Origin of the sequence: Microcoleus vaginatus FACHB-2002, from assembly GCF_040004035.1 — a bacterium.
Taxonomy (GTDB): domain Bacteria; phylum Cyanobacteriota; class Cyanobacteriia; order Cyanobacteriales; family Microcoleaceae; genus Microcoleus; species Microcoleus vaginatus_C.
Genome location: NZ_JAMPLN010000016.1, coordinates 1 through 14,448 on the forward strand (window position 1 = coordinate 1; position 14,448 = coordinate 14,448).

The 14,448-nt window shown below is 44.4% G+C and carries 11 protein-coding genes; 6 read left to right on the forward strand and 5 right to left on the reverse strand.

Annotated elements, in window-relative coordinates; genetic code table 11:
• Positions 1–119 precede the first annotated feature (119 nt).
• The 3 genes from lysS to NDI35_RS15265 form a co-directional block, all read right to left on the reverse strand.
• Positions 120–1,676: a lysine--tRNA ligase gene (gene lysS, locus NDI35_RS15255; protein ID WP_445313480.1), complete on the reverse strand. Its 1,557-nt coding sequence runs from the start codon at positions 1,674–1,676 to the stop codon at positions 120–122.
• A gap of 20 nt (positions 1,677–1,696) precedes the next feature.
• Complete coding sequence (locus NDI35_RS15260; protein ID WP_445313481.1) at positions 1,697–1,837, reverse strand: hypothetical protein; 141 nt, start codon at positions 1,835–1,837, stop codon at positions 1,697–1,699.
• Between the two features lie 149 nt (positions 1,838–1,986).
• Positions 1,987–2,124, reverse strand: a complete 138-nt coding sequence (locus NDI35_RS15265; RefSeq protein WP_333110366.1) for a hypothetical protein — start codon at positions 2,122–2,124, stop codon at positions 1,987–1,989.
• Between the two features lie 34 nt (positions 2,125–2,158).
• On the opposite strand from NDI35_RS15265, the gene tkt reads away from it, so the two are divergent.
• From tkt to NDI35_RS15295, 6 genes are all read left to right on the forward strand, one after another.
• The gene (tkt, locus tag NDI35_RS15270) at positions 2,159–4,174 is read left to right on the forward strand and encodes a transketolase (RefSeq protein ID WP_445313482.1); all 2,016 of its coding nucleotides are present in this window, start codon (positions 2,159–2,161) and stop codon (positions 4,172–4,174) included.
• A 495-nt stretch (positions 4,175–4,669) separates the two neighbouring features.
• Positions 4,670–7,471 (forward strand): PAS domain-containing sensor histidine kinase, encoded by a 2,802-nt coding sequence (locus NDI35_RS15275; RefSeq protein WP_445313483.1) that lies wholly within the window; start codon positions 4,670–4,672, stop codon positions 7,469–7,471.
• Between the two features lie 48 nt (positions 7,472–7,519).
• A complete protein-coding gene (locus NDI35_RS15280) occupies positions 7,520–7,966 on the forward strand; it encodes a response regulator (RefSeq protein WP_333081177.1) in 447 nt (148 codons plus the stop codon).
• Positions 7,967–8,271: 305 nt separating this feature from the next.
• Entirely contained in the window at positions 8,272–8,424 is a 153-nt protein-coding gene (locus NDI35_RS15285; RefSeq protein WP_445313484.1) for a response regulator, read from the forward strand.
• Between the two features lie 91 nt (positions 8,425–8,515).
• Positions 8,516–10,018: a sensor histidine kinase gene (locus NDI35_RS15290; protein WP_445313485.1), complete on the forward strand. Its 1,503-nt coding sequence runs from the start codon at positions 8,516–8,518 to the stop codon at positions 10,016–10,018.
• 124 nt (positions 10,019–10,142) lie between these two features.
• A complete protein-coding gene (locus NDI35_RS15295; RefSeq protein ID WP_445313486.1) occupies positions 10,143–11,231 on the forward strand; it encodes a hybrid sensor histidine kinase/response regulator in 1,089 nt (362 codons plus the stop codon).
• Positions 11,232–11,335: 104 nt separating this feature from the next.
• Here NDI35_RS15295 and NDI35_RS15300 read toward each other — a convergent pair whose 3' ends face one another.
• Positions 11,336–13,942: a PAS domain S-box protein gene (locus NDI35_RS15300; RefSeq protein ID WP_445313487.1), complete on the reverse strand. Its 2,607-nt coding sequence runs from the start codon at positions 13,940–13,942 to the stop codon at positions 11,336–11,338.
• Entirely contained in the window at positions 13,939–14,334 is a 396-nt protein-coding gene (locus NDI35_RS15305) for a response regulator (RefSeq protein WP_445313488.1), read from the reverse strand. Before NDI35_RS15305 ends, NDI35_RS15300 begins: the two co-directional genes overlap by 4 nt.
• Between the last annotated feature and the right edge of the window lie 114 nt (positions 14,335–14,448).

The window sequence follows — 14,448 nt, forward strand, 5'->3', positions numbered from 1 at the left end:
GGTGCGCTGATGAGGAAACTGGTGCATTTGGCTTTTGGGATTTTAAAATCCCAAAAGCCTTTCGACCCAAATTATTTACTCGCGACCCCTTGACAGTTCAAGACAGTATCTACAATATTTTACGAATCTTTGATCGGCCGCATTGTCGGGAACATCACCGCATCGCGGATGCTTTGAGTATTAGTTAAAAGCATCACCAATCTGTCTACGCCGATGCCCATTCCCGCACAGTTAGGCATTCCCAAAGATAGCGCTTGAATAAAGTCTTCATCCATTGGATGCGCTTCGTCATCGCCGGCATTTTTCTGTGCTAACTGTTCCTCAAACCGCTTTCTTTGCTCTTTCGGATCGTTCAATTCTGAAAATCCGTTCGAGTATTCTGTACCGTTGATAAACAGCTCGAAACGTTCTACAAATCCCGGCTTGCTGCGATGTCCTTTTGCTAAGGGACTGACTTCAACAGGGTAGTCGATGATGAATGTAGGTTGAATTAGTTTAGGAACAACTAATTTGTCAAAAACTGCATAGAGGACGTAGCCTAAACTCTGTTGTTCTAACTTAGACAGGTGCAATTCTAGTTTGCTTGCAGAGGATATCGCACTTTCCAAGTCCAAACTGTCAAAATCCAGCCCACACTCGTCTCTGACAGCTTCTACCATCGTTTTCACTTGCCAGTGTTTGCCGCTGAAACCGGGATACTTTTCGCTGTAGTCGAACTTGCGTTCTAAACTAATCGTTTCCCCCTGGTTTTCAATTTCCTTGACATCCCCAAATACCGCCGCCGCTGCGAAACATATCACGTCTTCGACAACTGTTAAAATGTCGAAAACATCAGCATAAGCTTGGTAAACTTCTAAAGAGGTAAACTCTGGATTGTGGGTGCTGTCAATTCCCTCATTTCTAAATGCTTTCCCTAGTTCAAATACTCGCTCGAAACCCCCACAAATTGCTCTTTTTAAGAATAATTCTGGAGCCACTCGCAAATACAAATCTACCTCTAAAGCATTGTGGTGAGTGATGAATGGCTTAGCAGCAGCACCGCCGTAAATAGCTTGCAGTGTCGGCGTTTCTATTTCGTAAAAATTGGCTTGCCACAGATAGGAACGGATGCTTTGGACGATGCGGCTGCGAAGCATAAAACGGTTGAGCGCATCTTGGTTGCTTGCCAAATCCATTTCGCGGTGACGGCGGCAAACTTCGGGGTCGTTAATTCCATAATAAGAATCGGGAAATTGAATGGTAGCTTTTGATAAAAGCTTTAATTCCCTGACTAAAATAGAAAGTTCTCCCCTGGGGGTGCGGCAGCCGATACCTTCGACGCCGACAAAATCGCCGACATCGAGCAATTTTTTAATTTGTTCAAAGCTCAAACCAACTTCGCCGGTGACGATTGCTTTCTCGATTTTGAGTTGAATTTTGTCTGTGGCGTCTTTTAAATCGATGAAACCAATTTTGCCGCTGTCTCGCTTGGAAGTGATGCGGCCGGCTAATCGCAGGGAAATTTCTTCGGGGTCACTTTGTCCGTTTTCGAGTTCTTTTCCCGGCTGACTAAATATTTCGCGAACTTGCTTGGCTGTGTGCGATCGCGCGTAGGATTCACTGGGATACGGTTCTATGCCTTGCGATCGCAGTTCGTCTACTTTTTGACTGCGGACTTCGGCTTCACTCAGAGTCATTAGTTATTGCCTGATTAAAATTACAAATATCTGACATCTTGCACTATTCTGGCGATCGTGCGATCGGGCGTTGCTTTGAGCAACGCCCCACCATAAAATTCACTCTTTGTGGAACAGGCATCTTGCCTGTGCGTGACAAAGCTGCAAGATGTCAGAAACACCAAACTCTATCATAACAGGGTGGTTTTGAGAGCCAATTTGCCAAATAATTAAGTTACACCCTCTCGTAGCTCGATCGCACAGATCCGCACTCGCCCCAGAAATATCTCCGATAAAAATTTGCGATCGACTGCACAAAGCGACCGAAACATTAAAAAATTAAGTTGTCTGTCGATCGCAACAGGTGAGATGATATGTAGTGCAGCCTCACGGCAGTTCCACAGAAACTGAACAGCAGAAAGGCGAGCGATCGAACTCGGCTCATCGCACCTCTGTCAGAATCGACCACACACACTCTCTCTTAACATATAAAAACCAGAATTATGGCTGTTGCAACCCAATCACTCGAAGAACTCTGCATCAACTCTATCCGCTTTTTGGCCATCGATGCGGTAGAAAAAGCAAAATCAGGACACCCGGGACTGCCGATGGGCGCTGCCCCTATGGCCTTCGTGCTGTGGGATCGGTTCATGCGGTTCAACCCCAAAAACCCCAAGTGGTTTAATCGCGATCGCTTCGTCCTCTCCGCCGGCCACGGCTGTATGCTACAGTACGCCCTCATGTACTTGACCGGCTACGATAGCGTCACCCTCGACGACATCAAACAATTTCGCCAGTGGGAGTCCAAAACCCCCGGACACCCCGAAAACTTCATGACAGAAGGCGTAGAAGTTACCACTGGCCCCCTGGGACAAGGAATTGCTAATGCCGTCGGTTTGGCAATGGCAGAAGCTCACCTCGCTGCTAAGTTTAACAAGCCCGACCACAAAATTGTTGACCACTACACCTATGTGATCATGGGTGACGGCTGCCACATGGAAGGCATTTCTGGCGAAGCTTGTTCTTTGGCCGGACACCTCGGACTCGGCAAATTAATTGCCTTGTACGATGACAATCACATTTCTATTGAAGGCGACACAAGCTTGGCCTTTACTGAAGATGTCGGCAAGCGTTTTGAAGCTTACAATTGGCACGTTATTACAGTAGACAATACCGCTCTAGACGAAGATACTAACCTAGAAGCAGTTCACAAAGCTATTGAAGAAGCCAAAAAAGTCACGGACAAACCGTCCATGATTAAAGTCCGCACCATCATTGGTTACGGTTCTCCTAACAAGCGCAATTCTTACAGTTCTCACGGTGCTGCTTTGGGTACCGATGAAGTGAAAGCAACTCGCGATTTCTTGAAGTGGGAACACGCACCGTTTGAGATTCCTGATGATGCTTTGTCACACTTCCGCAAAGCAGTCGATCGCGGTGCTCAAGCTGAGCAAGAATGGCAGAAAGCTTTTGATGCTTATAAAGCAGCATATCCAGCAGAAGCTGCAGAATACGAGCGCACGGTTGCCGGCAAACTTCCCGAAGGTTGGGATAAAGTTTTGCCGACATACAAGCCGGAAGATAAGGCAGATTCGACTCGGAATCATTCTGGAAAATGTTTGAATGCTTTGGCAGGTGTGCTACCTGAATTGATCGGCGGTTCCGCTGACTTGGCATCTTCTAACATGACTTTGCTCAAGGGTGAAAAAGACTTCCAAAAAGGTCAGTACGAAGGACGTAACCTGCGGTTTGGTGTGCGGGAACACGGCATGGGTGCGATCGCCAACGGTATGCTTCTGCACGGCGGTTTAATTCCTTACTGCGCTACTTTCTTGGTATTTGCTGACTATATGCGGGGCGCAATTCGCCTCTCTGCACTCTCGGAAGCTGGAGTTATTTATGTAATGACTCACGACTCCGTAGCCTTGGGCGAAGATGGCCCGACTCACCAACCAGTTGAAACTTTAGCTTCTCTGCGAGTAATTCCCGATTTGTTGGTAATGCGCCCTGCGGATGGTAATGAAACATCCGGCGCTTACAAAGTGGCCGTTGAAAGCCGCACTCGCCCAACTTTAATGGCTTTGTCGCGCCAAAATCTGCCTAACTTGGCTGGAAGTTCGATCGAAGGAACCGCAAAAGGCGCTTACATTTTGTCTGACGACGGCGGCACCCCCGACATCATTTTAATCGGCACCGGCGGCGAAACATACCTCTGCGTTGATGCCGCTGAAAAATTGCGCGCCGCAGGCAATAAAGTGCGCGTAGTTTCGATGCCTTGCTGGGAATTGTTTGACTTACAAGATGCCGCTTACCGCGAATCTGTACTGCCGAAAGCTGTTACTAAGCGGTTGGCCGTTGAAGCAGCTTGTAGCTTCGGCTGGGGACGTTATTTGGGTTCCGAAGGCGACAGCCTCAGCATCGACACATTCGGCGCTTCTGCACCGGGCCCAGTTGCTTTAGAAAAGTTTGGCTACACCGTTGATAATGTGGTAGCTAAGGCTCAGGCGCTGTTGGGTTAATAGCAGCAGCATAATTTTTGGTGGGGCGGGCTTTGAGCTCGCCCCATTTTTTATAGAAGAAGGAAGAAGTTCGGCAAGGGATTCTGTAACGGATGTAACAGATGTAACAGATGGATGGAAGAAGGCTTTAGTTATCTAGGAGAGAAGGCTTTAGTTATCTAGAAGATAAGGAAGAAGGAAGGAAAAGCTAAAATCTAAAATCTCTAATCGGAATATTGGGTTTCACTTCGTTCTACCCAACCTAGAGCTCGCTACAGCTTGCGAATCATTGAGAATTGCTATATTAAGAGTTACGGAAGAAAAACCAGTTTCTACGACAATATTCGGTTTGGCAACAAGGCATCTAACCAGAAACCGGGTTTTTAGCCTCCGGTACGTTCAAGACTGTATCTTCCAAAAATTTGAGATAGGTTATAAGTCATTGGGTTAAATTACCAATTACCAATTCCCGCTTACCAATTACCAATTACCAATTCTCGATTACCCATTCCATTTATGATGATTTGGAAATTTTTAAATCACCTGTTATTTACCGGGAATTATATTCCTCAAGGCTACTGTTACCTTTGGCAGCGAGAGCTAGTCGCACTCCACATAGTCTCAGATTCTATCATTGCCCTGGCTTACTATTCAATACCCCTCTCGTTAATTTATTATTTTATATTTCAGCGAAAAGACTTGCCCTTTCGCAATATCTTTTGGCTGTTTGCAGCCTTTATTATCTCCGGCGGCACTACTCATATAATGGAAGTTTGGACGCTTTGGCATCCTGTTTATTGGGTTTCTGGCACTCTGAAAATTATTACCGCTGCGATTTCTGCTTACACCGCTTTTGCATTAATTCCTTTCGTTCCCCAAGCATTAACTCTGCTGAGTCCCACTCAATTAGGGATGATCGATTCAATACTGCAAAAAGAAATAATTGAACGCCGAGAAACGGAAGCTCGCTATCAAACTTTAACGGAAGCTTCGCCGGTAGGAATATTTTATGCAGATGCTGAAGGAGACTGCTTGTATGTCAACGAGCGCTGGTGTCAAATTTCGGGAATAACCTGTGATGAAGCTTTGGGGAAAGGGTGGTTGCAAGGCATTCATCCAGACGACCGCGATCGGGTTTTTTCTGAATGGTATAGCGCCGCGCAGGAGAAATTACCGTTTAAATCTGAGTACCGCTTTCAAGGCATTAATCACACTCAAATCAGTTGGGTATTCGGTCAATCTGTCGGTCAAATCGGAGAAAATGGGGAGGTTAAAAGTTATGTGTGTACTATTACTGATATTACAGAACGCAAGCAGGTAGAAGAGGAAAATCGACGGCTAAATGAAACTCTGGAGCATCGAGTTGCTGAGCGCACTGCTCAAATCGAAATTTCTAACCAACAATTGCAAAAAGAAATAGCTTACCGGGAAAAAATTGCGCTGACTTTGTTGGAATTGACGCAACTGCAAAATGCAATTCTTAATAGCGCTAACTACACAATTATTTCTACAGATCCCGACGGTACAATTAAAACATTTAATCGGGCGGCAGAACAACTTTTAGGTTATTCGCTAGAAGAAGTAGTGGGGAAAGTCACGCTAGCAATAATTCACGATCCTCTGGAGGTCGCTCAAAGAGCTGAAGTTCTTTCTCAAGAATTGGGAGTGAAAATAGAGCCGGGAATTCAAGTATTTTTTGCCTTGCCGTGCCGGGAAATCGCTGACGAAAATGAATGGACTTACATTCGCAAAGATGGTTCGCGGTTTCCAGTACTGCTGTCGGTGACTGCCTTATTTGATAGTAACGGAAATATTAACGGTTTTTTGGGTATCGGTCAGGATATTAGCGATCGCAAACAAGCTGAAAAAGAGCTGCGTGACCTAACCAGTGCCATGCAAAATGCGGTGGAAGGCATTTCACGGCTGGATATTGAGGGGCGCTACGTGAAGGTTAACCGAGCTTACGCTCATAAATGCGGTTACGAACCGGAACAAATGCTTGGCATGGAATGGCAGCTCACCGTACATCCGGGCGATGTTGAGATGATGCTCTCAGCTTATCAGGAAATGCTAATTTCTGGCAAAGTAGAAGTTGAAGCTAGAGGAGTCCGAAAAAATCGCTCGTTTTTTTATAAGCAATTAACGATGGTAAAAGCTTGCGACGCACAAGGGATTTTTAACGGTCATCACTGTTTTATGAAAGATATCACTGAGCGGAAACTAACTGAAACAGCTTTGCAGGAAAGCGAATTCAAGTACAGGCAAATAGTTGAATTAGCAGAAGAAGGTATTTGGGTAATTGACAGAAATAGCCTCACGACTTACGTGAACCACGCAATGGCGCGAATGCTCGGCTATAGTGAATTAGAAATGTTCGGGCGGTCGATTTTTGATTTTATGGACGAACGGGAAAAACCACAAGCTATTGAAAATGTCGAGCGGCGCAAGCAAGGTATTGGTGAACAACACGAATTTAAATTCAAAAGCAAGGACGGCAAAGATATTTGGACTGATATGTCTACCAGTCCAGTCATGGACTCCCAGGGTAATCTGCTGTCTTGTTGCGCCTTGGTTTACAACATTACAAGCCGCAAAGAAGCAGAGCAGCAAATGCTGCAACTGACAGAAGATTTGAAGCGTTCCAACGAGGAATTAGAACAATTTGCTTATGTGGCTTCCCACGATTTGCAAGAACCGCTCCGAGCCGTTACCAGTTACACTCAATTGCTGGCCCAGCGCTATCAAGGAAATTTGGACGATCGCGCAGATAAGTATATTAATTATATTGTCGATGGCGCCACTCGAATGCAGCAGTTAATTAACGATTTGTTGGCGTATTCGCGCCTGGGAACGAGGGGTCAGGAGTTTGAGCCGGCGGACTGCAACGCTGCTGTGCAGCAAAGTTTGTGTAATTTGCAAATTGCGATCGCCGAAACAAAAGCTGTAATCACCTGCGACGCGATGCCAACCGTGATGGCGGATGAATTTCAACTGGTGCAATTATTCCAAAATTTGCTCGCCAACAGCATCAAATTTTGTCGCCAAGATATCCCGTTGATTCATATCGCTGCCCGCAGGCAAGAGAGCGAATGGGTGTTCAGTGTCCGCGATAACGGCATTGGCATCGATCCGCAGTATGCCGATCGCATTTTTATCATTTTTGCGCGCCTGCACTCCCGCCGCCAATATTCCGGTACTGGTATAGGTTTGGCGATGTGCAAGCGCATTGTTGAACGCCACGGCGGTCGCATCTGGGTGGAATCTCAAGAGGGAAAAGGAGCGACTTTTTACTTCACTATTCCTATAATTAGTACCTGAAGCCTCAAAATTCAATTTTGTTTTTATACTTTAAAGGATACGCCGATTATGAGCGATCGAAGCACTGTTAGACCTATAGAGATTCTGCTGATTGAGGATTCTCCCAGCGATGCCGATTTGGCAATAGAAGTCCTCAGTCAGGGTAAAATATTGAATAACTTGCATTTTGTGGAGGATGGAGTCGAAGCAATCAAGTTTTTGCGCCGAAAAGAACCCTATCTCAGGGTACCTCGTCCCGATTTGATTTTGCTCGATTTGCATCTGCCAAAAAAAAGCGGTATTGAAGTGCTAGAAGAAATTAAAACTGACCCAAAGTTAAAATTAATTCCTGTAGTGATTCTCAGCACTTCAGCAGCTCCCGAAGATATTTTTAAGTCCTACTCGCTCCACGCCAACTGTTACATAACCAAGCCAGTAGACTTCGTAGAATTTACTAAAGTAGTCAGGTTAATTGAGGAATTCTGGCTGGCAGTCGTCAAACTTCCTCTAAATTAAACGAACAGATGCTTTGCTTATGAACGCTATAAAAGTTTTCAACCTATGGAAATTCGGCTGGTGGATGATACGCTTAGCGATGCTGAATGGACTTTATAAAAGCTGGCGACAAGCCAATCTTTAACACTTTGCAAATAGTATAAAATATGGTACAAGCAATAAATTTATTGAAGAAAGCCGGCTTTTCTGTTCGCCTTCTCGGTCTAATTTAATTCTGCTTAAGTTGATTTTGCCTAAAAAAATGGTGGTAAATATTGATATAAATTAACTCAGTCGTCAAGTTAAAAATGATTCCGGTGGTAATTATGACAACCTCAGCAGCCGATGAAGAGATGGTCAAGTTTTATGCCCTGTCAGCCCGGTGCTACATTGCTAAGCTTATCGATTTTAGTCAAGTCGCTAAGCTGGTGAGATCGATTAAGGATTGGTGGCTGGTGGTGGTGATAGTTCCCAAATAATAATTTTCAAGTTGAAAATGGTATGGGAAAGCGGAAAAGTTTAACCTAAGATTGGTAGAGTAAAATTTTTACAGTCAAAAACGTCTAAGCTATGTGGATTAAAATTCTGTTAGTAGAAGACAATCCGGCTGATGCTGATTTGCTTGCAGAACTGTTAGAAGTATCTGTGGGCGTCGAGTGGGAATTGGTGTCTGTTGAGTTCCTGCATGAGGCGATCGCACAACTGTGTAAAGAACCCTTTGATGTAGTTTTGCTCGACCTTTCTTTGCCCGACAGCCGCGGTTTGGAAACGCTAACTCGCCTGCGAGAAGTTGCTCCTGATGTGCCAATGGTGGTAATGACGGGCTTGGATGATGAGGCGATCGCCCTCGAATCAGTTCGCTTGGGAGCTCAAGACTATATTGTTAAAGGTCAAATTACTACTCAATTATTAGTGCGGACGATCCGCTATGCGATCGAACGTTCTCAAACCTTTCAAATGCTGCGGGAAAGCGAGCGCCGCTTTCGGGCGATTTTTGACTCATCATTTCAGCTAACCAAGCTGCTGACTCCCGAAGGAATTGTGCTGGAAGTGAACGAGACAGCCCTCGATTTTGCCGGATTGCGATCGGAGGGTATTGTGGGCCGCCCGATTTGGGAAATGGCGATTTGGGCCCAGTCGCCACAGGTTTCCGAACAATTGCAATGCGCGATCGGCAAAGCAAGTCGCGGCGAGTTTTTCCGCAGCGAAATCGACTTGTTAGGCAAAAGTGGCCAAATTATGACAGTTGATTTCTCACTGAAACCTGTTAAAAATGAGACAGGACAAGTTTTGCTGCTGATTGCGGAAGCCCGTGACATTAGCGATCGCAAACGAGCAGAAGCGGAAATTCTCAAAGCCCTCGCACGAGAAAAGGAACTTTCAGAACTGCGAGCTAAATTTGTCACAATGGTTTCCCATGAGTTCCGCACACCTTTGACAACCATCCAATTTTCCGCTGGATTGCTGCAAGATTACAGTTCTCAGTGGCCCCAAGATAAAAAATCTACTCATTTTGTGCGGATTCAATTAGCAATTAAACGCATGACAGAGTTATTAGAAGATATTCTCGTAATTGGCAAAATCGAAGCCAATACCTTGCAGTTTCAACCGGTTTCCTTAAACCTTGAAAAATTTTGCCGTCAACTGGTAGAAGAGCAGCAGCTCAACGACAGCAACCAACACCCGATCGCCTTTCAATATGAAGGCGGCAACTGCGAGGCTCAAATGGATGAAAAACTGCTGCAGCAAATCTTGGGAAATGTCCTCTCAAATGCCATCAAATATTCCCCCGTCGGCAGTACAGTTTCCTTGCACCTCAACTGTCAAAACAACGAAGCTGTGTTCCAAGTTCAAGACCAGGGCATCGGCATTCCCCAAGCCGATCGAGAGCGGATCTTAGAAACTTTTTACCGATCTCCCAATGTCGGCACTATTTCGGGAACAGGTCTGGGTTTAGCAATTGTGAAGAGGGCTGTGGAACTTCACGGCGGCCACCTCGCGATCGACAGTCAAGAAGGAAAAGGCACAACTTTCACTATTACCTTGCCTCTAATTTGCCCTCCCAGTCAATAACAACTGAATTATCAACTATACATATCCGCTACTTAACGATTAATTAAGCGCCTAACAAACAAACTTATCAAGTGTCTGAACCCAGAATTTTCCAACAAACTACTAACTAAAAGGAGCTATCACCGTGGCTAAGATTTTGGTAATAGAAGACGAAGAAGCGATTAGAGAGAATATTTTAGAGTTGCTGGAAGCCGAGAATTTTGAAGGAATAGGAGCGATTAACGGCAAAGTCGGCATCAAATTGGCTATCGAAAAAATCCCCGATTTAATTTTGTGCGACATGATGATGCCGGAAGTAGACGGTCACGGCGTCATCAAAGCTTTGCGCTCCGAACCATTGACGGCCACAATTCCGTTTATTTTCCTCACAGCTAAAGCCGATAAAGTTGACATTCGCAGGGGCATGGAACTGGGAGCAGACGATTACATTACTAAGCCGTGTACGCCGCAAGAACTGCTAAATGCCATTGCTATTAGACTTGAAAAACAAAAAACAATTAGCCGACAATCTCAAAAGACGCTAGACGAATTACGCACTAATATTAGTATGTCGCTGCCCCATGAATTGCGGACTCCTTTGAATGCAATTCTGGGTTTTTCTGAGCTGATTCTGTCAGAATATCAGGTATTAGAGGAATCAGATATCTTAGAGATGATCGGTCAAATTCAAACTTCCGGTCATCGCTTGTATCGGTTGATTCAGAACTTTTTGCTGTATGCAGAGCTGGAGATAGCAGCCACAAATCCCGAACTGCTAAAAGAGATGCGAAACAGCGAATTTAGCTGTGTAAAATCTTTGCTTAGTCAAAAAGCGCGGCAGCAAGCAAAACACGCGAATAGAACAGACGATTTACAATTAAACTTGCAAGATTCGTCGGTAGCGATTGATTCTGTCCGACTCGCAAAAATTGTTGAAGAACTATTGGACAATGCCTTCAAATTTTCTTTAGAAGGAACGCCAGTTTTATTAAGCACTTTAGTGAAAGATAAGACTTTTATTCTGTCTGTCAAAGACCAAGGCCGCGGTATGACTACCGATCAGATTGCACAGCTAGAAGCTTACAGGCAGTTCGATCGCAAACTTTATCAACAAGCAGGTTTGGGATTAGGTCTGGCTATTGTTCAACGCCTTGTAGAATTGCACGGAGGAGAATTTAAAATAGAAAGTTTGCCGCAGCAAGAAACCATAGTTTGCGTTTCCCTGCCTGTCTAAACAATGATTATACCAGTTTCCAAAAAGAATAAAACTGTAGGCAAACTCCCAACCCTTATGGCATAACTCATTCCCAATTCTCAAATCTCAACTCTCAAATGGTATTATGCAGGAGCGATCGCTCCTTTCAGACACCGCTGCATATAAATTTGAGCTACCTTATCATTAGGGTTGATTTCCAAGCAGGCCGAAAACAATCTTATAGCTTCGCCACACTTGTCACTATTGTAGAGTACCAAAGCTTGCTCAAAGATTGTCTTTGTCTCTAACTTTTTCTGTCGTAACTCTGGCGGATCGGCCGCAAATACTTCATAAAGTGTTACCATTCGCGATTTGCCTTTAACTGTTACGCGATCGATCAACCTCAAATCATAAATATCATTTAACTGTATAAAAGTATTGTGAGTAATTAACATCGAAACTTCATACTCTTTCGTCAAAGTTTCCACGCGGGAGGCTAAGTTTACCGCATCGCTAATCACCGTGCTGTCCATCCGACTTTGGCCGCCCACCGTGCCTAACATCAAAGAACCCGTATTGATGCCAATGCCAATTTGCAGCGGCGGGGAACCGACCTGATTACGACTAATATTATACTCGTTAAGCTCTTGTAGCATTGCAATTCCTGCTTTCACAGCATCGTCCGCACTGCCATCAAACAGCGCCATAATCGCATCACCAATGTATTTATCAATAAAACCAAAATTGTCAGTAATTGCCGGTTCCATCCGCGACAAATAACCATTAATAAATTGAAAATTTTCTTCGGGATTCATCCTTTCCGAAAGAGAAGTGAAATCGCGGATATCTGAAAACAGCACCGACATTTCTTTCTCTACCTGATCGCCTAATTTGACTTCCAGAATACTTTCATATCCCAGAAAGTGGAGAAATTCGTGCGGCACAAACCGCCCGTAAGCATCTGTTAATTTTTCTTCCGCTGCTAAAGCTTTTTGTAATTCGTCTGTGAATTGGCGGCGCTCGGTTTCTACCTCTTGACGTTCTGTGATGTCTTGAAAAGCAGCTATGGCGTAAACTATGTTTTTCCGTTCGTCGTAGATTGGAGTCGCCCAAACCTCGATCGGCACAATCCGATCCGACCCATGAACTTCTAGATCGTCCATACGCACAAATTCTCCCCGCAACGCCCGAACAATCGGTTGGCTATCTCTCGGATACAATTGATTAGTTCCAGCGTCGTAAAAATGATAAGCTTCAGGAAATTGGTCAGTACCCCCATCAAAAATTAAACCTTGGGCTAGTATCCTTTCGCCCCAAGAATTCATGTAAAAAGGTTTACCCTTACCATCCACTACAAATATTCCCACCGGCATCGCTTCCAGGAATTGAGTCAATCGGCTTTCGCTTTCTGACAGTGCCTCATTTAACTTTTCTTGAGCTGCCAAAGCTTTTTCTAAATCATTAGTAAACCTGATTCGTTCCACTTCCACCTGTCTTTGCAAACTAATATCCTTAGCAAAACCCTGATAGTAAAGCACTTCACCGTTAGCATCATAAACTGTGCGCGCATACTCAGAGATCCAGATAATGCTGCCATCTCGACAGTAAACCTGAGACTCAAACTCACACAGAGTACCGTGCTGTTTCAGCAGCGCCAGAAACTCTTGACGGCGGTTCGGTTTCACGTACAATTGCTGCTGAATATCATTAATACTTTCTATCAATTCTGATGCGGAATCGTAGCCGTAAATTTCTGCAAGAGCAGGATTCGCACTGATAAAATGTCCGTCTGGCGTCGTCTGAAATATACCTTCGAGAGCATTTTCAAATATCCCGCGATACTTCTCTTCAGCTTGAATTAGCGCCGCTTCAGCTTCTTTTCGTTCACTTATGTCACTAAAAGCAATAATCGCATAGGAAATTTCGCCTGTAGAATCATAAATTGGAGTTGCCCAACTCTCTACAGGAATAATCTTATTAGCTGTACGAATTTCTACACCCTCAGTCCGCACATTTTCGCCCCGAAGCGCCCGCATAATTGGCAATTCTTCCACGGGGCATCTCTGATTAGTACCGGTTTTATAAAATTGATAAATTGCTGCTTTTTGCTCTGAATTAATATGCGGCACAGTGCCTTTGCCAAATATATCCCGTGCTTTCTGGTTAGCGTAGAAAGATTGCCCGTTTGCATCAAGTACACACACGCCCAATGGCATAGCTTCTAGATATTGCGTCAAGCGACTTTCGTTTTCATGGAGTTTGGCAATCAGCATTGCCTGCTTGCGGTTTAATTTTACCAACTCCTGATTCATTTCCTGAAGTTCTCTTTGTTTTTCAGCTAATTGTTTATCTTGAAAATATTTATATATTGCCTCAGTGACAGTTAATTTTAAGTCATCACATTGCCAAGGTTTAGGTATATATCGGTACAATTTAGCATAGTTAATAGCATTGGCTACCGCCTCCAAATCAGCCTGCCCCGTCAGCATGATCTTGAGACAGTTCGGCGAGATAGCATGAACGCTCCTTAATAGTTCGTCTCCTTTCATACTAGGCATGATATGATCCGAAATAACCAAAGGAACTTCATACTGTTCTGCTAAAAGTTCTGACAGTAACTCTAAAGCTTCTTCGCCACTTTGAGCCGTTTCAATTAAATATTTATCTTCAAAGGCTTTGAGCAGGTCTATTTCCAGACTATCGAGTATAGTCTGCTCATCATCTACACAAATAATGACTGGTTTTTTCATAAATTTGCTAGACCAGACTTGATCGCTTCTATTAATTCTTGATTCCGCCAAGGTTTTTCTATGAAAGCATGAAGATTTGCTTGAGTTTTTGTGCGTTCGATTGCTTCTTGGTCTGCTTGTCCTGTCAGCATCACTTTCACAATTTGCGGATATTTTTGATGGATTTGAATCAGCAACTCATCTCCTTTCATTCCGGGCATCAACCAATCAGAGACAATCACTAGAATCTTAACCTCAGCTTCACATAGCTCTTCAATAATTTCCAGGGCTTCGGCAGCACTTTCAGCAAATTCGCAAAGATATTTACCGTTAAATGCCTGCTGCAGTTCAATTTCCAGACTTTCCAACACTCCTACTTCATCGTCCACACACAAAATTGCTGATTTAGACATCGCTAGTTTCCTTCTTTAGTGTGGCAGGGTGAACCCCCATGGGCAGTACACCGTTTTCCAAATTCTACATTCTGCGCGGGTAGACTGCAAATTTTCGCCCCATACTTCAGTCTC

Bases quoted from the DNA above. Each gene is read 5' to 3' on its own strand.
- lysS (WP_445313480.1), bottom strand. From the start codon at position 1,676: ATGACTCTGAGTGAAGCCGAAGTCCGCAGTCAAAAAGTAGACGAACTG.
- tkt (WP_445313482.1), top strand. From the start codon at position 2,159: ATGGCTGTTGCAACCCAATCACTCGAAGAACTCTGCATCAACTCTATC.
- NDI35_RS15275 (WP_445313483.1), top strand. From the start codon at position 4,670: ATGATGATTTGGAAATTTTTAAATCACCTGTTATTTACCGGGAATTAT.
- NDI35_RS15280 (WP_333081177.1), top strand. From the start codon at position 7,520: ATGAGCGATCGAAGCACTGTTAGACCTATAGAGATTCTGCTGATTGAG.
- NDI35_RS15285 (WP_445313484.1), top strand. From the start codon at position 8,272: ATGACAACCTCAGCAGCCGATGAAGAGATGGTCAAGTTTTATGCCCTG.
- NDI35_RS15290 (WP_445313485.1), top strand. From the start codon at position 8,516: ATGTGGATTAAAATTCTGTTAGTAGAAGACAATCCGGCTGATGCTGAT.
- NDI35_RS15300 (WP_445313487.1), bottom strand. From the start codon at position 13,942: ATGAAAAAACCAGTCATTATTTGTGTAGATGATGAGCAGACTATACTC.
- NDI35_RS15305 (WP_445313488.1), bottom strand. From the start codon at position 14,334: ATGTCTAAATCAGCAATTTTGTGTGTGGACGATGAAGTAGGAGTGTTG.